Here is an 18,323-nt window from a genome sequence, read left to right as displayed (position 1 = left end):
GAAACAGGAGCTTGAGCCGTGAGAAAGTCAGGAGCGAACGGCACTGCAGACGCGGGCAAGCAAGAGGGAGCTTTCTCTGCCATTCTGGCTGTCGAGGGGATCCCAGTTGCTGGGGGGAAACCGCAGCTTCAGGGGTGATGGTTGCGCACCCGCGCGGCTTCCTCAGGGCTGATGCCAAGACGGGTGAGGTTGATGCGGCCTTTGTGATCGATGCTGCGCACCTTGACCACCACCTCATCCTCCACAGCAACCTCATCTTCTACCCGGGTGACGCGGTACTCCGCCAGTTGCGAAATGTGGATCATGCCTTCTTTGCCCGGCAAGAACTCCACAAAGGCGCCGATGGGGATGATGCGGGTCACCTTGCCCAGGTACACCTGCCCCTCTTCCACCCGCCGCACCAGGTTTTCGATCATCGCCCGCGCCGCTTCCGCCTGGCTGCCCACCGAGGAGGACACGGTGATCGTGCCATCGTCGCTGATGTCCACCTTGGCACCTGTCGCTTCCGTGATGCCGCGCACCGTCTTGCCACCAGGGCCGATGATCTTGCCGATATCCTCGGGATCCACCTTGAACGTGAGCAGACGGGGGGCTGTTTTGGCCAACTGGGGTCGAGGGGCAGGGATGACCTCCAGCATCTTGTCGAGGATAAACTCCCGCCCGGCCTTGGCCTGCTGGATGGCTTTCTCCACCACATCCACGGTGATGCCGGTGATTTTCATGTCCATCTGCAAAGCGGTGATCCCGGCCCGTGTGCCGGCCACCTTGAAGTCCATGTCGCCCAGAAAGTCCTCGATGCCCTGGATGTCGGTGAGGATGCGCACCTCATCCCCCTCCTTGATCAGGCCCATGGCTACCCCGCTGACTGGCGCTTTGATCGGCACCCCCGCGTCCATCAGGGACAGAGTAGAGCCGCAGACGGATCCCATTGAGGTAGAGCCGTTGGAAGAAAGCACCTCCGACACCACCCGCACCACATAGGGAAACTCCTCTTCCCTGGGCAGCACCGGCACCAAGGCCCGCTCGGCCAGCGCCCCATGGCCGATCTCCCGTCGTCCCGGCGAGCGCGAGGGCCGCGTTTCCCCCACCGAAAAGCCCGGAAAATTGTAGTGGTGCATATAGCGCTTTTCATCCACCGGGTGCAAGTCGTCCAGCTCCTGGGCATCGCCGGGAGTGCCGAGGGTGGTGATGGAAAGGACTTGGGTGAGGCCGCGGTTGAACAGAGCGCTGCCGTGCACCCGCGGGATCAAACCCACCCGGCAAGAGACCGGTCGCACCTCGTCCAGCTTGCGCCCATCCACCCGCACCCCCTCCCGCAGGATCTGCTGGCGCATCAGCTTCTTGGTGAGGGCCTTAAACTGATTGTCCAATTCTTTGGGGTTTTCCAGCAGATAAAGCCGCAAGGGATCCCCCTCTGGCCGCGCTTGGATTTGGGCCTCTAGCTTGGCCTTGATCGCCTCCAGTTGCTGCTCGCGGCTGGTCTTGTCCAGGAACTGCCTGAGGATAGAGCGAATGCCCTCCTGAGCCTGCTCTGCCACAAAGGCAACCAGCTCCTCATTGACAGGGGGAGGGGGCAGCTCTACAGGAGTGATGTTGAGATCTGCGAAGACTTGCTGTTGGGCCTTGAGCAGCTCTTGAATGGCCTCAAAACCAAACTCGATGGCCTCCACTATGTCCTTCTCCGGCAGTTGGTTGGCCCCCGCTTCCACCATGATCACGCCATCGGCACAGCCGGCCACCACCAGATCCAGGTCGCCGGCCTCAATTTCGGCATAGGTGGGGTTAAGGATAAATTCATCCTTGACCAAGCCCACCCGCACTGCCGCCACCGGTCCGTTGAAGGGGATGCGAGCGCCGTGAATCGCCAACGAGGCTCCCAAAATGCAGAGCACATCGGGCGGCACTGCATCGTCCACCGAGAGGGTGGTGGCCACCACCTGCACGTCGTCCCGCAGCCATTCCGGGAACAACGGACGAATGGGTCGGTCTATGAGACGAGAGATCAGAGTGGCCCGTTCCGGTGGCCGACCTTCCCGCCGCAAGTATCCCCCCGGGATCCGTCCGGCGGCGTAGAGGCGCTCTTCATAATCGACCAACAGGGGCATGAAATCGACACCAGGCCGCCCCGCCTGCCGGGTGGCTGTGACCAGAATCGAAGTTTCGCCCGAAGTCAGCCAGACCCCACACCCTGCCTGGGGAGCCATCAGCCCGATATTGATGTCAATTTCCCGCCCGTAAAAGGAAATCGACCGAGTGTATTCTGCCATGTAACGCTTCGCCTTCTTTTTTTCTTGACGTTATCGTAGCATTCTCCCTTTATTCTTCCTGTTCAGCCCCTGCTGACCGGCGGTATCAATACGACTTCATCTTCTGCCGATAGGGGGGTGTCGGCGGCTACAAAATCGAGGCTGAGAGCGAAAAAATTGCCCGTCTTGCAGCAGGGGTAAAACTGTTCTTCTGGCTCTGGTCGGGGAGCTGCGGTAAGGCTAGGGTAGGCCAGATGCTCGCTTGCCGCCAACCCAACGGGTTCCCGTGCTGATGCTAGAGCCGCTGACGCCTGCCCAAATCAGGGCCTACCTGGAGCGCATTGGCTACGTCGGCCCCACCCAGCCCACCCCGCAAACCCTACGCCAAATCCACCTGGCCCACCTGCTGCGGGTGCCGTTTGAAAATCTGGATATTCACTGGGGTCGCCCCATTCGCCTGGAGCGGGATTTCTTGTTCCAAAAAATCGTCCGCGAGCGGCGGGGCGGCTTTTGCTTTGAACTGAACAGCCTGCTGGCCGCTGCTCTGCAGGGGATGGGGTTTTCGGTCCATCTGCTCTCGGGACAGGTGAGCCGGGCCGTTCACGCTACTCGGACGGAGCCTGATGGCTGCTTTGGCCCCGAATGCGACCATCTGGCCCTGCAGGTGAGCTGCGGCGATGAAACATGGCTGGCAGATGTGGGCTATGGAGATGCCTTTCGGGAGCCGTTGCGGTTGGGGGATCCCAGCATCCAAGCCCAGGCGGAAGGGCGCTACCGCCTCACCCCCTGGCCCGCAGCTCCCGCACGCTACTGGCTGGTTCAACAGGAACGACCGGATCGCACCTGGAAAACCCTCTTCCTGCTGGATCGGATCCCGCGCCAACTGCAGGAGTTCGAGCCCATGTGCCGCTTCCACCAAACGTCGCCGGCATCCAGGTTTACCCGCCTGCGCCTGTGCAGCCTGGCCACCCCCAGCGGACGGATCACCCTCACCGCCCGCGCCGATGGCTCCCTCTTTAAATGGATCGAGACCACCCCAGAAGGCCGCCGGGAACGCCTGCTCAAGGACGAGAAAGAATACGAACACCTGCTGGCTTGCGCCTTCGGGATCCGCCTGCCGCCGGGGATCCCAGGAGAAAAATTGCAAGACCCAAGCCAACCGGCATTCCAACAGAGACCACCCCAATCTCCCCCCAGCAGGGTCAGAACCCCTGCCAACTAATGTCAGAATAAAGGTTGGCAATGTTTCGTTATCCCAGTAACCGTTATGGATGCTGCCGCGGTCGCTGCATTTGATGGCCAAGCCCTCGATCACGTGCTCATTTTCGACACCACCCTGCGCGACGGGGAGCAGTGCCCCGGCGCCACCCTCAACACCGAAGAAAAGCTGGCCATTGCCCGGCAACTGGCCCGGCTGGGAGTGGACATCATCGAAGCGGGGTTTGCCTATGCCAGCCCTGGCGATTTCGAGGCGGTGCAGAAGGTGGCCGAACAGGTGGGCACCCCCGATGGCCCTGTGATTTGCAGCCTGGCCCGCGCCCTCAAGCCGGATATTGAGGCAGCCGCCGAAGCCCTCAAGCCTGCTGCCAAGCCGCGCATTCACACCTTCATCTCCACCTCCGACATTCACCTCAAGTACCAGTTGCGCAAGACCCGCGCCGAAGTGCTGCAAATTGCCGAAGAGATGGTGGCTTATGCCAAGTCCTTCGTGGAGGATGTGGAGTTTTCCATGATGGACGCCACCCGCTCCGATCCGGAGTTTCTGTACCAGGTGATCGAGGCAGCCATTCGGGCGGGAGCCAAAACCATCAACATCCCCGACACCGTCGGCTACGTCATGCCGGAGGAGTTCGGCCAACTGATCAAGGGCATCCGCGAGAACGTGCCCAACATCAAGCAAGCGATCCTTTCTGTGCACGGGCACGACGACTTGGGCGTCTCGGTGGCCAACTTCCTGGAAGCGATTAAGCAAGGCGCACGTCAGGTGGAAGTGACGGTCAACGGCATTGGCGAGCGGGCCGGCAACACGGCGCTGGAAGAATTGGTGATGGCCCTGCACGTGCGGCGCAGCTACTTCAACCCCTACTTCGGCCTGCCCGTAGACTCCGAGAAGCCCCTCACCCACATCAAAACGCAGGAGATCTACCGCACCTCCCGTCTGGTCTCCAACCTCACCGGCCTGCTGGTGCAGCCCAACAAGGCCATCGTCGGCTCCAACGCCTTTGCCCACGAATCGGGCATCCACCAGGACGGCATGCTCAAAAACCGCCAGACCTACGAGATCATGGACGCCCAGACCATCGGCCTGCAATCGAGCACCTTGGTGTTGGGCAAGCACTCGGGCCGTAATGCCTTCCGCACTCGCTTGAAAGAACTGGGGTTCGAGCTGTCGGAGCAGGATTTGAACAAAGCCTTCTTGCGCTTCAAAGAGCTGGCCGACAAGAAAAAAGAAATCTCCGATCTGGATCTGGAAGCAATTGTTAACGACGAAACTCGCTCGGTGCCCGAACTCTACCGTCTAGAGCATGTGCAAGTGGTGTGCGGCAACCGCGAGGCTCCCACCGCCACGGTGCGCCTGATCACTCCTGAGGGGGAAGAGCGGGTAGATGCGGCCGTAGGCACAGGCCCGGTGGATGCGGTGTACAAGGCCATCAACCGCATTGTCAACATCCCCAACAGGCTGATCGAGTTTTCCGTCCAATCGGTTACCGCCGGCATCGACGCCATCGGGGAAGTGACCATCCGCCTGCGCCACGAAGACCGCATCTTCTCCGGCCATGCCGCCAACACCGACATCATTGTCGCTTCGGCCCAAGCCTACATGAATGCCCTCAATAAGCTCTACTTTGCCCTGCACGCGGCGCGCTCTACCCCTGAACAGCGGGAGGCCGCTACTCAAAAAATCTGATGGGAGGGTGGCAATCCCGTATCCAGCCAAGCGGTTTGCGCGGCGAGACGGGATCCTTTATGGCCATCCAAGCAACTCAACACTGTTATGGGCTGGCCAAAGGGATCCCATCCGCAAACACCCGCCCGATCACTTCCTCGATGGGCGGATCTGTTATTGTTAGATCCAACACCTCCAGCTCCGCCAACAACTGGGCCACCGTCTGGGTAAGCTGCTCCCGCTGCACCCACAGCCGCGCCTCGCAGCCGTCGGGATCCCCCTCGCTGCGCACCTCCCCATAACGCTGCAGTTGGGCAACAGAGCAAGGACGGGCCAATTCCAACTTGACTTCTCGGTAGGGGGCAAAGCGCTCCAGCAGCGCCTCCAGGTCACCATCGTAGATGAGCCGCCCCGCGTTGATGACCAACACCCGTTGGCACAGCGCGGTGATATCGGCCATATAATGGCTGGTCAACAATACCGTCGCCCCGTAGCGGCGGTTGTAATCCCGCAAAAATTGCCGCACACTGACCTGGGCGTTGACATCCAACCCCAAGGTGGGCTCATCCAAAAACAAGATCTGCGGGCGGTGCACCAGGGCCGCCAACAGCTCCGCCTTCATCCGCTCCCCTAGGGAAAGCTTGCGCACCGGCTGCTTCAGCTTGCCTGCCAAGTTGAGCAGCTCCGCCAGCTCCCCCACCCGTTCGCGAAACTCCTTCTCCGGGATCTCGTAAACGGCGGCGTTAATCCGCAGAGAGTCTATCGCCGGCAGATCCCAGATGAGCTGCTGCTTCTGCCCCATCACCAGGGTGATCTGCCGCAAAAAAGATGGCTCGCGCCGGTAGGGCACGTGGCCGACCACCTGCAGCGTGCCCCCAGAAGGATAGATCAAGCCGGTCAACATCTTGAGGGTGGTGGTCTTGCCTGCTCCGTTCGGCCCCAAGAACCCCACCACCTCCCCCGGCTGAACCTGAAAGCTGATGGACTGCACTGCCGGGATGTAGCGGTAGGTGCGGCGAAAGAAGTGGCGCAGGGTGCCCACCACTCCCGGCTCCTTGATGGCCACCGGGTAAACCTTGCTCAGGTTGTAAGCAGCGATGATCGGTTCCAGCCGGGCCGGCACATGAGGCAACATCTATCCCTCCCATGAAACAACCAGATCCGCCACCCCAGCCCCAAGGGCACATCTTTTGGAGCTGGGCATACCGGATCTGGAGAGGGCTATTCTCAGTATCTGAGGGAAAGAAACAAAGGGATAGGGAAACTACAGCAGTCCTACGTCCATCCCAGGCTTGCCCGTGGCCAGCTCTACCTTCAGGATACGGCCACCCGATTTCTGGATGCGCTGCTGCTCCCGAAACCAGTTTTCGTAGGGCACCAGCTTTGTGAAGTAGGTGTTTTGCAGCTCCCGCTGGGTGCGAATCCGGGTTTGGCTGGGCACACAGGCCGTGATCTTAAACATGCGCATGATATGGGATCCCCGCTCAACAACGAAATGGGCCGTCTTGACCAGCAAAACAGGCGACCTACCTCAGAAAGCTCGCGTACCCCCATCAGCACACCAGATCCCTGCGGCAAGTCGCCCGTCGTGCTCGTTGGACAATGAACCTTACGCCGAAGCAATGGCGCTGGTAGCTAGCTCAGACCAGAGCAGATGTAATCGAAATACACACCCATTTCCTTGCCGGCATCAGCACCCACCAGAGCGGCCGTCACCTCTTTCATGGCTTGGATGGCCTGGATGGTGGCCCCAATGGGCACTCCCAGCGAATTGTAGGTCTCCTTGAGCCCGTTCAGCACCCGCTCATCGAGAATGGAGGGATCCCCGGCCAGCATGGCGTAGGTGGCGTAGCGCAGGTAGTAGTCCATGTCGCGAATGCAAGCGGCATAGCGACGGGTGGTGTACATGTTGCCACCGGGACGGGTGAGATCAGAGTACAGCAAGGCCTTGGCAGCCGCATCCTTGACGATGGTGGAGGCATTGGCCGCGATGGTGGCAGCCGCCCGCACCCGCAACTCGCCCGTGGCGAAGAAAGCTTTCAGCTTCTCCATAGCCGAGTTGTCCAGATACTTGCCTTGGACATCGTAGCTGTTGATCACAGCGGTAATCGCGTCTTGCATGATGAGCTTCCTATCAAGTCGGTGAACAGCAAACGGTTGTGCAGCAAAAACAATGAGGGACTAGCTCATTGCCCCCACCACAAAGTCGAAGTAGTAGCCGGCTTCAGCCGCATCGTCGGGAGAGAGCAGACCCATGGCCACCTGCTTCATTTGACGAATGCTCTCGGCCACCGCCGGAATGGGTGTGCCCAAAGAGTTGTACATCTCGCGGACACCCACCAGACCGATCTCTTCGATGGGGGTGACGTCGCCGGCAATGACACCGTAGGTGATCAGGCGCAGGTAGTAGTCCATATCCCGCAGGCAAGTCGCCGTCATCTCCTCTCCGTAAGCATTGCCACCTGGGGAGACGATGTCAGGGCGCTTCTGGAAGAGTTGGTCGGCAGCTTGTTTGACGATGCGCTCACGAGACTCGGTTAAGACTTGAGCAATGCGCAACCGCTTCTCACCCGAGGCAACAAAGGACTTGATTCGATCCAGTTCCCCCGGGCTGAGGTAGCGGGCCTCCGCGTCCGCGTTCACAATCGATTTCGTAACAACACTCATGGATATCCATCCTCAAGTCGATTTTTTAAAGAGTATGACGAGCATACCCGCAAGCTATTTTCCGATATGCTTGCCGTCTACCATCTCAGATCTTCACACTTCTTAAAGTCTCTCCCAGAAAAGGGACGGTCTCATGCCCACCCCAACAGGAGAGTGCTCTCCCCCAAGTCCGGCAAGAGAGGGGTTACAATCGAGGGTGAAAGTTAAGTCGCCAGGGGATCCCTGCAGGCTTGCTTTAGGACATGCGTTGAGGTTGCGATGACGGATGCCTCTGGGTCAGAACGATTGAAGCGAGCGAAAGGTTCTCAGGATCCTTCTGAGGCTGCTCCCTCATCTCTGCCGGATCACCTGATCCGGGCCACGGCGGCGGAGGGCAAGATTCGGGTGGTGGGCTTGGTGTCTACCCAGGCGGTGCAAGAGGCCCGGGAGCGGCACAAGCTTTCCTATGTGGCGACGGTGGCCCTGGGGCGGGCCATGAACGCAGCCCTGTTGCTGGCGGCCAACCTAAAGCGACGCCAGGCGCGGATTAACCTGCAACTGAAAGGGAATGGCCCCTTGGGCAACATCTGGGTGGATGCCGGCTTGGACGGCACGGTACGCGGCTATGTGAGCAACCCGGCCATCGAGCTTCCCCTCACCCCTGAGAGCAAGTTGGATGTGGGCCAAGCCGTTGGGCGCTATGGCTACCTCCATGTGCTGCGGGACTTGGGGTACGGCCAGCCTTACACCAGCGCGGTGGAGCTGGTTTCGGGAGAGGTGGGAGACGATATCAGCTACTACCTCTCCTCCTCAGAGCAGATCCCTTCGGCAGTCCTTTTGGGGGTCAACCTCGATTCGCAGCGGGTGCGGGCTGCCGGTGGAGTGTTGTTGCAACTGATGCCAGGGGCGCCGGCCAGCCTGATCCCGGAAATGGAGGCCCGTTTGGCCAAGGTGGAGGAATTTAGCCCGATGCTGGCTTGTGGTGGCGGTTTGCGGGAGCTGTTGCAAATTTGCTTGGGCGACTTGGATCTCAAGATCGCGCCGGAAATGCGCGCCATCCGCTTCTATTGCAAGTGCAATTCTGACCGGGTGAAGGGGGCGCTGCGCATGTTGGGGCGGGACGAGCTCATCGACATGATCCGTACCGACAAGGGAGCAGAGGCGGTTTGCCAGTTCTGCAACGAGGTCTACCGCATCTCGGAGGATGAGCTGCGCTCAATTGTGGCGGAGATGTCGGCAAACCCATAGCACCCCGTGATGGCAGAATAATCGCCAGGTACGGGATCCCTGCTCTTCTATGTCCTCTGAGACTGCTGCCCCTGAGCTCTCGGTTGTCATCCCCTGCAAAAATGAGGCGGAGAACCTGGATCACCTGTTCGAGCGCCTGCGCCTAACCTTGGATCCATTGGGGATCCCCTACGAGATCATCTGTGTCAACGACGGCAGCCAGGACGACACGCTGGAAAAGCTTATTGCCTTCCATCGCCAGGATCCCCGCATCAAGGTGGTGAACCTCTCCCGCTGTTTTGGCAAGGAAATTGCCCTTACCGCCGGCTTGGACTACGCTGCGGGCAGAGCCGTTGTCCCCATCGACGCCGACCTGCAGGATCCCCCAGAGCTGATCCCGGAAATGCTGCAGCAGTGGCGGCAGGGCTACCAGGTGGTGTACGCTGTGCGCCGCAGCCGCCAAGGGGAAAGCTGGCTAAAACGCTTCACCGCCAATGGGTTTTATTGGGTCATTGACCAGCTCAGCCAGGTGCGGATCCCGCGCAATACAGGAGATTTTCGGCTGTTGGATCGGCAGGTGGTAGACGCCATCAAGCAACTGCGGGAGCGCACTCGCTTTATGAAAGGGATCTTTGCCTGGGTAGGCTACCGGCAGGTGGCCATTTTTTACGACCGTGCCCCCCGTTTTCGCGGCAAAACCCAGTGGAACTACTGGCGGCTGTGGAACCTAGCCATAGAAGGCATCACCTCTTTTAGCTCTTGGCCCTTGCGGGTGTGGAGCTATCTGGGCTTGGCGATCTCGCTGGCGGCTCTGCTGTATGGCCTTTTCCTCGTCATTCGTACTTTGCTGTTTGGCTCCGACGTGCCCGGCTACGCCTCTTTGGCGGTGATGACCTTGTTTTTGGGCGGGATCCAGTTGATTAGCCTGGGCGTGATTGGAGAGTATCTGGGCCGCGTTTTTGAAGAAGTGAAAGGCCGCCCCTTGTACCTAGTCAATGGCTCCTTTGGGTTCGAGACCCTGCAGCCTTCCCCTGCTCCAGAATCAGATCCAATGTCCACTCCTATTTGAGGGTTTTGTGTCCCGAAGCAGCATATTCTCGGTACTCGCGCACAAAGATCTCCTGCATCTGGGCCTGGGATAGCTGGATCCCTTGGATTTCGGCGCGGGCGATGGCCTTCATCAGCTCGATATAGGCCAGGCCAAGGGAAAGGGTCAGGGTAGCCGCTGTGGTGGACTGGATGATGCCGCCTGCCAGGGATCCCACGCCGGGGATCAACTTCAGCAGGTTTGAGACAATGGCCCGCCCAGTGACTACTGCGCCCCCAATTCCCGCCAAAGCCGCCATCAAAGAGTAGTAAAAAGAAGGGGAGGCTTTATAGCCAAAGATAAAGCTGATATTGGCAATCATGCCCACTTGTGCTGCTGCCAGTAGAGGGGCATCGGCAAAAGGAAGAGGTGCGGCGCCGATGAACGCTGCGCTGGCCACATAGCCCGATACATACTTAAAAGCAGCATCGGCCTTGAGATCCACCCGCAGCAATTGCTGGCGGATAAAGGCAAGGCGGGCTACCTCTGGCAGCAGCTCCGAGGTGCAGCCGATTAGGTGCTCTAGCCCGTGGGCGGGGATGGTGAGTTGCCGGTTAATGACCTTGTCCTTAGCCAAAAGAGGAACAATGTAGCGAACAGGGAGATTTTGGCGCTGCAAGTACTGAAAAAACTCGCTCTCTTCGGGATTGGGATATTCCAGGCATTGGGTCAAGACTAAGATGACCGGCACATCTTTGAGTTCTAACTCTCTCAGCCACTCACGCTCGGTTTCCTCCAGCCGCTTCAGTTCGTGGTGGATGCAATACCAGACAATGTGGATGTGATGTTCGGGATCCTTGAGGCGCAGCTCGTCGATCAGTTGGGACACCTCGAGGCGGATCTGGATATTCTGGTCTCCCGCCAATTCCATGCCAGGTGTATCGTAGATGGTGATTGGGCAGCCTTGCTTTGAGTATTGGCGAATGTGGCGGGTAACAGGGCTGCCAACACCAGTGCGGGCCAGCTCATCTTTAAACACCGCGTTGACCAAGGTGCTTTTGCCCACCCCACTTTTGCCAATCACCAGGACATTACAGTGGCCCATTTCTGCCTCTGCTTCCAGCAGGCTCTCTTTGAACAGGTGGCTGGCCCAATCCCAAGGTTCCTGCGGTTTTCCCCCAGCCCGCGCAACTGTTTGATGGGTTAGGCGAATCAGTTTTTCTATCCAGGAGTGGCTTTCTGGCTCCGTTTGCGACATGCTCCATCTCCAGGTACGGGATCAACTGGGCTAACGCTCCCAGTCCAGTGTAAATCGGGAAGATGCGGCTACTCTCTGACCAGCCCACCGGTTCTGCTGCAACAAGCACTTTGTTGAGAGCTATTCACAAGAACTGTTGAGTTAGACTATGCTGGGGTGAGGATAGCCCCAAGAAACCCTGGATCTGTCCACTCGAGTAGGCTGGACAATTAGCTCTCTTACTTCGGAGAACCTTGCCCTATGTCTGAAACCTCAACCTTGCGCCAGTCCTTCAACAGCGTGCGCAACAACCCTGTCTCCCTCGGCCTGGAGGTGACCCAGCCGATCTGCGAGGGGATGAACGCCCTTCTGGCCAGCTTCCAAGGGCTGTACTTGCAGTACCAGAAGCATCACTTCGTAGTAGAGGGCACCGAGTTCTACCCGCTACACCAATTGTTCAAGGATCACTACGAGCAGGTGAGGGAACATGTCCACGACCTGGGAGAACGCCTCGAAGGTCTGGGGAGTGTGCCGGTAGCCACCTTCGCCACCTTGGCCCGCCTCTGCTGCTTTACCCCTGAGCCGGATGGCGCTTTTGAGGCGCGGCAAATGTTGCAAAATGACCTGGCGGCAGAGCAGGCCATCATCGATTTGCTGCGGCGCCAAGCCGCCCAAGCGGAAAGCCTAGGGGATCGCGCCACCCGCTACCTCTACGAGCAGATTCTGCTCAAGACAGAGGATCGCGCCTTCCACCTCAACCACTTCCTGGCCAACGACAGCCTAGTGTTTGGCTTGATGGACGGCAGAGCCTAGTCAGGATCTGGGGCAGGTTCGCCGGCCAGGTGGCCTGTCCTTAAACCTGAGGGCTTATTTTTGTAAGCATTTGTTGAAAATTCATATCATTACTGCCCGATTGGGTTTAGATTTATTTGCTGAGGTTTTGCTCCTAGCCATGAACCCTGTATCTTTTGAGGGCAGCTATTGTTTGCAGATCCCCTTAGGGGAACGCTGGCGCATTGGGCGGCGGCTGCTGGAGTTGGGGATCCCGGCAGTTTGTACGGGAGATGGCCATTTGCAGGTGCAGGTGGACACGCCTCTGGCCCTGTTGCAGGTGCGCAGCGTGATCCGCCAATACACGGCGCGGCGGCGGGAGTTATTGGACAGCCTAGAGACGTGTTGGCAGCTCAACACCGAGCCTGGGGGACAAGATGAGCAAGTTGGCTAAGCAAAGGATCCCGTTCGAGTCAGAAGGTCAGTTCCTGGGATTTCTTCCCGATAAGGATGGCAAGCTCAAGTACTTGCGCTGGCAGGCCGGCTCGGAAGTGTTTGCCGGCAAGATCCCCAAGCCGCTGCGCTCTGAGCTCTACCGCAGCCTCAAACCTGGAGATAGGGTGCAGATTGCGGGGGAGCGGGAAGTGAATTTGCTGAAGGGGCGGGAGAAATGGGTGCTCTGCCACGTGGTTCCTGTCCAGGCTTCCCCGGTAGCAGCCATGTCTTCCCCGAAGGCCGCTCCCGGATCGGAGGAAGCGAGGAAAGGGGTCGTCTTGGTCTGTCAGAAGTCTGATTGCTGTCGGCGGGGGGCGATGGCGGTGATACAGGCTCTGCAGGCACACTTGGCAGCCTACCCGGAGACCATTCGGGTGCAGGGAGTGGGCTGCATGAAGGACTGCAAACGGGGGCCGAACGTGGTGTTCATGCCCGACAAGGCTCGCTACAGCGGCGTTTCTCCGCAAGGGATCCCGGCTTTGTTGGAGCGGCATTTTCCGATTGCTTCGTTGCAGGTACAGCAGGTTGAGACGGCGGCTTCCTCCTGACGCTCATGCTGATCCCCCCACGGGCGAGCGGATTTCCCTTGACTTTTCGCTTAATTTTCACTGGTGGCGGGCCACAATTGATGTCCTCACCCCCGTCCCCTCTCCCTCAGGGAGCTATCCCTCACCCCCGTCCCCTCTCCCTCAGGGAGAGGGGAGTTAGGGAGACGCGTTCGCGACAGCGTTGCGCAGCAATAGCGATGTGACGAGAGGTTTTATTGCTGCTTGAAATAAAGGGGTGCAGCAGGAGTTTCCCTGGGGTGAAGCGAGATCCTGATGGCTAGGTAGTACAAGGGATCCTTTCTATGTGATGCTACAAACAGAGGCAGGCTAGGAGAGGGAACAGACCTTGCGGGTGGGGATCATCGGCACCGGCTACGCGGCTCGCTCACGGGCTGAGGCCTTGCGCAAAGATGGGCAAGTGGAGATTGTGGCTGTTGTCGGTCGATCCCCCGAGCGGAGTGCTACTTTTGCCGCCGAGTTTGGGGCTGTTGCCTATTTCGACTGGTCTTCTCTCTTCCGCGAGCAGCGGCTGGATCTGGTTTTTGTCAGCACCATCAATCGGGATCATGGGGCCATTGCCCGCGCTGCGCTGGAAGCAGGGATCCACACTGTCGTTGAATATCCTCTTGCCCTCAGCCTTGCCGAAGCCCGGTCGCTGGTGCAATTGGCAGCTGAGCGGCGGTTGCTGTTGCACGTGGAGCACATCGAGCTCCTCAGCGGCATCCACCTGTTGCTGAGGCGGGAGCTGGAAGGGCTGGGCAAGTTGTTTGCCGTCCGCTACATCACCCTCACCGCCACCCACCCCGCCCCCGACCGCTGGACCTACTGGCCTGAACTGTTTGGCTTCCCCCTCATGGGGGCTGTCTCCCGCATTCACCGCTTGGTGGACTTGCTGGGCAAGGTGGAGCGGGTGAGCTGTCAACTGCGCTACGACGGGCCGGATTTGCCCCAGCGCTACAGCAGTTGCTACTGCACAGCCCAACTGAGTTTTGCCAATGGGTTGCTGGCAGTGTTGACCTATGGCAAGGGAGACTCTCTGTGGTGCTCGCAGCGGCTACTGGAGTTCCACGGCCAGCGGGGGGGCCTGCTGATCAACGGCGAAGAGGCGATGCTGTTGCGCGCCGGCAGTGCCCACCCCTTGGAGACGGGATCCCGCCACGGCCTGTTCGAACAAGACACCCGCATGGTGTTGGATCACCTGCGCCAGGGCAGAGCTCTCTACATTAACACCGAGAACATGCTCCATGCCCTCGCCGTGGCCGAGGCCGCCGAGCGATCCGCCCAAACCCAGCAGGTTGTCCATGTTCAAGATGAGATCCCAACTTGAAAGTGCCGGTGCAAGTCTGGTAGAGAGGAAGTCGCCGAGCGCTTCCAGAGATAGGGTCTGGTCTCTCCCCTCTCCCCCTGGGAGAGGGGCTGGGGGTGAGGGAGAAGAGTCGAGAACTTGAGTGGAAGTGCGTTGTCCCAGTCTCAATTGAAATGGCTATGGCTCCCCTCTTCCTCCGCCAAAAGGGTCGGAGGTGAGATAAGTCAGGGATAGAATCTGGCACCACCCAGTTGGCTGGGATTTGAACAGCCCTAGCCGCTCAGCTCCCAAACACGCCGACAATGCGGCGCATGGCTTCTTCCACGTTGGCGCGGCTGTTAAAAGCCGACAGGCGCAAGTAGCCCTCGCCGGCGCTGCCAAAGCCAGAGCCGGGAGTCCCCACCACATGGCAGGTGTGCAGCAGCTTGTCGAAAAACTCCCAACTGCTCAGCCCAGTGGGCGCCTTTACCCAGACGTAGGGAGCGTTGACGCCGCCGTAGGCCTGGATCCCGGCTTTGGCCAACTGCTCGCGGATGATGCGGGCATTCTCCAGGTAAAACTGCACCAAAGCCCGCACCTGGGCCTGCCCTGCCTCAGAATAGACGGCTTCTGCCCCCCGCTGCACGATGTAGGCCACGCCGTTGAACTTGGTGGACTGGCGGCGATACCACAGGCTCCAGAGATCCACCCAGGAGCCATCGGCAGCTTGGCCCCGCAGCGACTTGGGCACCACTGTAAAGGCGCAGCGGGTGCCGGTAAAGCCGGCTGTCTTGGAAAAGGAGCGGAACTCGATGGCGCATTCCCTTGCCCCCGGGATCTCGTAGATGGAGTGGGGGATCCCAGGCTCCGTAATGTAGGCCTCGTAGGCGGCATCGAAGAGGATGAGCGAGTTGTGGGCGCGGGCATAGTCCACCCAGGCCTGCAGATGCTCCCGGGTTGCTACTGCGCCGGTGGGGTTGTTGGGAAAGCAGAGGTAGATGACATCGACTTTTTGCTCGGGCAGGCTGGCGGTGAAGTGGTTTTCCGCCGTCAGCGGCAGATAGACCAGGCCCTCGTATTCGCCCCGCTCGTTGGCCGGCCCCGTATGGCCCGCCATCACATTGGTGTCGACGTAAACCGGATAGACGGGATCCGTGATGGCAATGGTGTTGTCGTGACCGAGGATATCCAGGATGTTGCCGCAGTCGCACTTGGAGCCGTCGGAGATGAAGATCTCAGAAGCGTCGATGTCGCAGCCGCGAGACTGAAAATCGTGCCGGGCAATGGCCTGGCGCAGCCACTCGTAGCCCTGTTCTGGGCCGTAGCCGCGGAAGGTAGCCCGCTCCCCCATTTCCTCCACGGCCCGGATCATGGCCGTCCGGCAGGCCTCCGGCAGCGGCTCGGTAACATCGCCAATGCCCATCTTGATAATTTGGGCTTCCGGATGGGCGGCAGCAAAGGCCTGTACCCGCCGGGCGATCTCGGGAAAGAGATAGCCGGCCTTGAGCTTGAGGAAGTGGTCGTTGATCCTGGCCATAGGGGTTTGTAGAAGAAGAGGTCATCGGCTTTTCAGTGTAGCTGTTCGCGCTCTAAAGCCTACGGCCCACTCCGTGAACGGGCAGAATCCATAACAGGTTCCGGGCAAAAACTCTGCCTCTGAGTGCTACCCTGGCAAAAGTCCTTGGGAGAGCGAGGATGCAGCAGCAGAAAGGGTGGGCGCTGAGTCTACTGGCAATCTGGGTTTGGCTGAGCTGGGGGATGGGGGTCTGGTCTGCTCCTCTTTGTCAGGATCCCATCTTGCTGCGGCAGATCTTGGCAGCTCTGGGCCGCCCGGACGCGGTGGTGGAGGAGGTGGCTCTTTTTGATTCGGATCAGTGTCTTGTCCAACTGGTATTGGATCGCCAAGGGTTGAGGGGATCCCTCCCTCCCGAAATAGGCCGATTTCGCCGGTTGCGAGCCTTGTCCCTCAGCCTCAACCAACTTTCCGGCCCCATCCCGCCCGAGCTGGGGCAACTGAGCCAGTTGGAAAACCTGTTTCTCGATTACAACGAACTTTCCGGCTCCATCCCACCCGAGCTGGGGCAGTTGCAGAACCTGCGCGGCCTGTTTTTGGATCACAACCAGCTCTCTGGGTCTATTCCCCCCCAACTGGGCCGGCTGATCCGCCTGGAAAACCTCATCCTGCAAAACAACCGCCTCAGCGGCTCCATTCCCGACCAACTGGGCCAGATGAGCTCCCTCAGAGGCCTGTTTTTGGATGGCAATCAACTCTCCGGCCCCCTTCCCCCCCAACTGGGGCAACTGCGCAACCTGGAAAACCTCTACTTGTCGGACAATCGCCTCAGCGGATCCCTGCCCCCCGAGCTGGCACAACTGACCCAGTTACGGGATCTGCGCTTGGCACGCAACCAACTCACGGGAGAACTGCCGACCTTTTTGGCGGAACTGCCCCGGCTGGAGCGGTTGCAGATCGAGGGAAACGCCGGCCTCTGCCTGCCGGCTGCCTTGTCCAAGTGGTTTGCCGGCCTCAACCAAGGGGACCCTCTGCCGGCTCCCATCTGCTCGCGGTAGCTTTCTCGGTTGTCCCTCACCCCCAGCCCCTCTCCCTGAGGGATCCCTCACCCCCAGCCCCTCTCCCTGGGGGATATCCCTCACCCCCAGCCCCTCTCCCTCAGGGAGAGGGGAGTTAGAGCGGCGCGTTCGCGACAGCGTTGCGGAGCAATAACGACGTAACGAATCGTTTCATTGCTATTTGCAATGACTATAACTGTTTGAAATGTCCATAGACTTGACGTCCCGGCTGCCGCGCCATTCTCAAAACACTGCAGATGTTGTCCTGCGGGAGACACTCAAGTTGCCCGCGGGCTATGGGGCTTAGGGCCTGTCATGCTCAAGTGCGGAGCTGATCAGCTTTTCCGGGGTGGAGGGGGAAAGCTGGAGCGACGACCAGGCCACACCTGCTCGGTGGGCCACCACCACACCAACGGCCTCCAGATAGGAAGCTACCGATACACAAGGGATCCCCAACTGGCGGGGGTGCACCTGCATCACGGTGGTGTTTTCCTCGACGGCAATAAACAGCGGCGGGCGGGGACGGCTGGCCAGGTGCAGCAATCCAGGCCCGCCAAAGGCGGTGGCCGGGGCGATGACGCTATCTACCTGCTCTGCCGTCAGGTCGCCCGGCTGGGGAGTTTTGACGAATTGGGGAGCGTAGCTAAGGCCCACCAAAACCGAGGGCAAAAAGGTAAACCCCACCTCTTCGGCGGCAGCGCGGGGGTGAACCGGCTTAGGGTCTGGATCGGGGTAGAAGGCGGGGGCGTGGGCACAAGGGATCCCCAGCTCTCGCACCACCAGGTGGCTGAGGATGGCCTCTGCCCCAGCCAAGGGATCCACCCCCCTCCCCTGCTGGTACTGGCTGAAGTCGAGCTGGTCGGGGAAGCAGGCCACCACGGCAATGGCCTCTGCTCCCAGGCGGACCAGCTCTTGGGCAGTCTCCAACAGAGCATCAGGCTGGGCCAGGGATCCCTGGCTGGCCCCGGAAGGGGAAGAGCAGACGGAAACACCCAGGGGTCGGCCGGTCAAGCGCCAGGGGCCGATGTTAAGCCCTAAGGTGGCCTGGGCAGCCTGCAGCACGTGCAGGTGGCGCTGTTGCAGATCTTCCGGAATGCCGGCATCCAGCACTACCCCGACGCGGTTTTGGCGCACCGGCCTCAAGTTCCACACCCCGGCACAAAATCGATCCAGGCCGTACCCTTCGACGTAGAGCACATTCCCCATCGGCCAATACAAACTGGCCCCGTTTAAGACATTGGGGTGAGTGATGACCCGCTCCGCTGCCGCGGCCAAGACGCGGGCAATGGGCAGGGCATCCCCGGCAAAGCCACCTATGCGGGCACCGATGCCGGTGGGGACAAGCAGCAGCGTGGTGTAGGAATGTGGGGACATTGCTTGCGG

At 59.9% G+C, this 18,323-nt stretch carries 17 protein-coding genes; 9 read left to right on the top strand and 8 right to left on the bottom strand.

Features of this window, described 5'->3' with window-relative positions; translation table 11 throughout:
• Positions 1–128 precede the first annotated feature (128 nt).
• The gene (locus NW826_RS03015) at positions 129–2,267 is read right to left on the bottom strand and encodes a polyribonucleotide nucleotidyltransferase (RefSeq protein WP_414335142.1); all 2,139 of its coding nucleotides are present in this window, start codon (positions 2,265–2,267) and stop codon (positions 129–131) included.
• 271 nt (positions 2,268–2,538) lie between these two features.
• Here NW826_RS03015 and NW826_RS03010 point away from each other — a divergent pair, with 271 nt between their 5' ends.
• Positions 2,539–3,468: an arylamine N-acetyltransferase family protein gene (locus NW826_RS03010; RefSeq protein ID WP_414509395.1), complete on the top strand. Its 930-nt coding sequence runs from the start codon at positions 2,539–2,541 to the stop codon at positions 3,466–3,468.
• 45 nt (positions 3,469–3,513) lie between these two features.
• Positions 3,514–5,154 (top strand): 2-isopropylmalate synthase, encoded by a 1,641-nt coding sequence (locus NW826_RS03005; protein ID WP_414335140.1) that lies wholly within the window; start codon positions 3,514–3,516, stop codon positions 5,152–5,154.
• A gap of 85 nt (positions 5,155–5,239) precedes the next feature.
• On the opposite strand, the gene NW826_RS03000 is transcribed toward NW826_RS03005, so the two are convergent.
• From NW826_RS03000 to NW826_RS02985, 4 genes are all read right to left on the bottom strand, one after another.
• Positions 5,240–6,268, bottom strand: coding sequence for an ABC transporter ATP-binding protein (locus NW826_RS03000; RefSeq protein ID WP_414335139.1), 1,029 nt, complete (start codon positions 6,266–6,268; stop codon positions 5,240–5,242).
• Positions 6,269–6,397: 129 nt separating this feature from the next.
• On the bottom strand, positions 6,398–6,601 hold the full coding sequence (locus tag NW826_RS02995; RefSeq protein ID WP_011433055.1) for a phycobilisome linker polypeptide: 204 nt from the start codon (positions 6,599–6,601) through the stop codon (positions 6,398–6,400).
• A gap of 167 nt (positions 6,602–6,768) precedes the next feature.
• Positions 6,769–7,254, bottom strand: coding sequence for an allophycocyanin subunit beta (gene apcB, locus NW826_RS02990; protein WP_414335138.1), 486 nt, complete (start codon positions 7,252–7,254; stop codon positions 6,769–6,771).
• 60 nt (positions 7,255–7,314) lie between these two features.
• On the bottom strand, positions 7,315–7,800 hold the full coding sequence (locus NW826_RS02985) for an allophycocyanin (protein WP_414331342.1): 486 nt from the start codon (positions 7,798–7,800) through the stop codon (positions 7,315–7,317).
• A 336-nt stretch (positions 7,801–8,136) separates the two neighbouring features.
• On the opposite strand from NW826_RS02985, the gene hslO reads away from it, so the two are divergent.
• Positions 8,137–9,027: an Hsp33 family molecular chaperone HslO gene (gene hslO / locus NW826_RS02980; protein ID WP_414335144.1), complete on the top strand. Its 891-nt coding sequence runs from the start codon at positions 8,137–8,139 to the stop codon at positions 9,025–9,027.
• Positions 9,028–9,076: 49 nt separating this feature from the next.
• Positions 9,077–10,075 (top strand): glycosyltransferase family 2 protein, encoded by a 999-nt coding sequence (locus NW826_RS02975; protein WP_414509394.1) that lies wholly within the window; start codon positions 9,077–9,079, stop codon positions 10,073–10,075.
• Here the strand turns inward: NW826_RS02975 and NW826_RS02970 are convergent.
• Positions 10,068–11,291 (bottom strand): YcjF family protein, encoded by a 1,224-nt coding sequence (locus NW826_RS02970; RefSeq protein WP_414509393.1) that lies wholly within the window; start codon positions 11,289–11,291, stop codon positions 10,068–10,070. The two genes, NW826_RS02975 and NW826_RS02970, sit on opposite strands and share 8 nt — an antisense overlap.
• 240 nt (positions 11,292–11,531) lie before the next feature.
• On the opposite strand from NW826_RS02970, the gene NW826_RS02965 reads away from it, so the two are divergent.
• The 4 genes from NW826_RS02965 (at position 11,532) to NW826_RS02950 (ending at position 14,411) form a co-directional block, all read left to right on the top strand.
• On the top strand, positions 11,532–12,083 hold the full coding sequence (locus NW826_RS02965) for a Dps family protein (protein WP_414414841.1): 552 nt from the start codon (positions 11,532–11,534) through the stop codon (positions 12,081–12,083).
• A gap of 139 nt (positions 12,084–12,222) precedes the next feature.
• A complete protein-coding gene (locus NW826_RS02960; RefSeq protein ID WP_414335134.1) occupies positions 12,223–12,495 on the top strand; it encodes an Asr1405/Asl0597 family protein in 273 nt (90 codons plus the stop codon).
• The gene (locus tag NW826_RS02955) at positions 12,479–13,084 is read left to right on the top strand and encodes a (2Fe-2S) ferredoxin domain-containing protein (protein ID WP_414509392.1); all 606 of its coding nucleotides are present in this window, start codon (positions 12,479–12,481) and stop codon (positions 13,082–13,084) included. The genes NW826_RS02960 and NW826_RS02955 overlap by 17 nt, the downstream gene beginning before the upstream one ends.
• Positions 13,085–13,436: 352 nt before the next feature.
• Positions 13,437–14,411, top strand: coding sequence for a Gfo/Idh/MocA family protein (locus NW826_RS02950; RefSeq protein WP_414509435.1), 975 nt, complete (start codon positions 13,437–13,439; stop codon positions 14,409–14,411).
• Between the two features lie 259 nt (positions 14,412–14,670).
• Here the strand turns inward: NW826_RS02950 and NW826_RS02945 are convergent, their stop codons facing one another.
• Positions 14,671–15,906 (bottom strand): LL-diaminopimelate aminotransferase, encoded by a 1,236-nt coding sequence (locus NW826_RS02945; RefSeq protein WP_414509391.1) that lies wholly within the window; start codon positions 15,904–15,906, stop codon positions 14,671–14,673.
• Positions 15,907–16,064: 158 nt separating this feature from the next.
• Between NW826_RS02945 and NW826_RS02940 the strand changes: the two genes are divergently transcribed.
• Entirely contained in the window at positions 16,065–16,940 is an 876-nt protein-coding gene (locus tag NW826_RS02940; RefSeq protein ID WP_414336084.1) for a leucine-rich repeat domain-containing protein, read from the top strand.
• A gap of 303 nt (positions 16,941–17,243) precedes the next feature.
• Here the strand turns inward: NW826_RS02940 and NW826_RS02935 are convergent, their stop codons facing one another.
• Positions 17,244–18,314, bottom strand: a complete 1,071-nt coding sequence (locus NW826_RS02935; protein WP_414509390.1) for a DUF3326 domain-containing protein — start codon at positions 18,312–18,314, stop codon at positions 17,244–17,246.
• Positions 18,315–18,323: the final 9 nt, after the last annotated feature.

The sequence above is a fragment of the Synechococcus sp. OH20 genome, assembly GCF_047502685.1.
Taxonomy (GTDB): Bacteria; Cyanobacteriota; Cyanobacteriia; order Thermostichales; family Thermostichaceae; genus Thermostichus.
Note: the sequence above shows the minus strand (reverse complement) of the source record. Positions and strands in the feature narration are given on the sequence as shown.

Coding starts and splice junctions, on each gene's coding strand:
- NW826_RS03015 (WP_414335142.1), bottom strand. CDS start 2,267: ATGGCAGAATACACTCGGTCGATTTCCTTTTACGGGCGGGAAATTGAC.
- NW826_RS03010 (WP_414509395.1), top strand. CDS start 2,539: ATGCTAGAGCCGCTGACGCCTGCCCAAATCAGGGCCTACCTGGAGCGC.
- NW826_RS03005 (WP_414335140.1), top strand. CDS start 3,514: ATGGATGCTGCCGCGGTCGCTGCATTTGATGGCCAAGCCCTCGATCAC.
- NW826_RS03000 (WP_414335139.1), bottom strand. CDS start 6,268: ATGTTGCCTCATGTGCCGGCCCGGCTGGAACCGATCATCGCTGCTTAC.
- NW826_RS02995 (WP_011433055.1), bottom strand. CDS start 6,601: ATGCGCATGTTTAAGATCACGGCCTGTGTGCCCAGCCAAACCCGGATT.
- apcB (WP_414335138.1), bottom strand. CDS start 7,254: ATGCAAGACGCGATTACCGCTGTGATCAACAGCTACGATGTCCAAGGC.
- NW826_RS02985 (WP_414331342.1), bottom strand. CDS start 7,800: ATGAGTGTTGTTACGAAATCGATTGTGAACGCGGACGCGGAGGCCCGC.
- NW826_RS02975 (WP_414509394.1), top strand. CDS start 9,077: ATGTCCTCTGAGACTGCTGCCCCTGAGCTCTCGGTTGTCATCCCCTGC.
- NW826_RS02970 (WP_414509393.1), bottom strand. CDS start 11,291: ATGTCGCAAACGGAGCCAGAAAGCCACTCCTGGATAGAAAAACTGATT.
- NW826_RS02965 (WP_414414841.1), top strand. CDS start 11,532: ATGTCTGAAACCTCAACCTTGCGCCAGTCCTTCAACAGCGTGCGCAAC.
- NW826_RS02960 (WP_414335134.1), top strand. CDS start 12,223: ATGAACCCTGTATCTTTTGAGGGCAGCTATTGTTTGCAGATCCCCTTA.
- NW826_RS02955 (WP_414509392.1), top strand. CDS start 12,479: ATGAGCAAGTTGGCTAAGCAAAGGATCCCGTTCGAGTCAGAAGGTCAG.
- NW826_RS02945 (WP_414509391.1), bottom strand. CDS start 15,906: ATGGCCAGGATCAACGACCACTTCCTCAAGCTCAAGGCCGGCTATCTC.
- NW826_RS02940 (WP_414336084.1), top strand. CDS start 16,065: ATGCAGCAGCAGAAAGGGTGGGCGCTGAGTCTACTGGCAATCTGGGTT.
- NW826_RS02935 (WP_414509390.1), bottom strand. CDS start 18,314: ATGTCCCCACATTCCTACACCACGCTGCTGCTTGTCCCCACCGGCATC.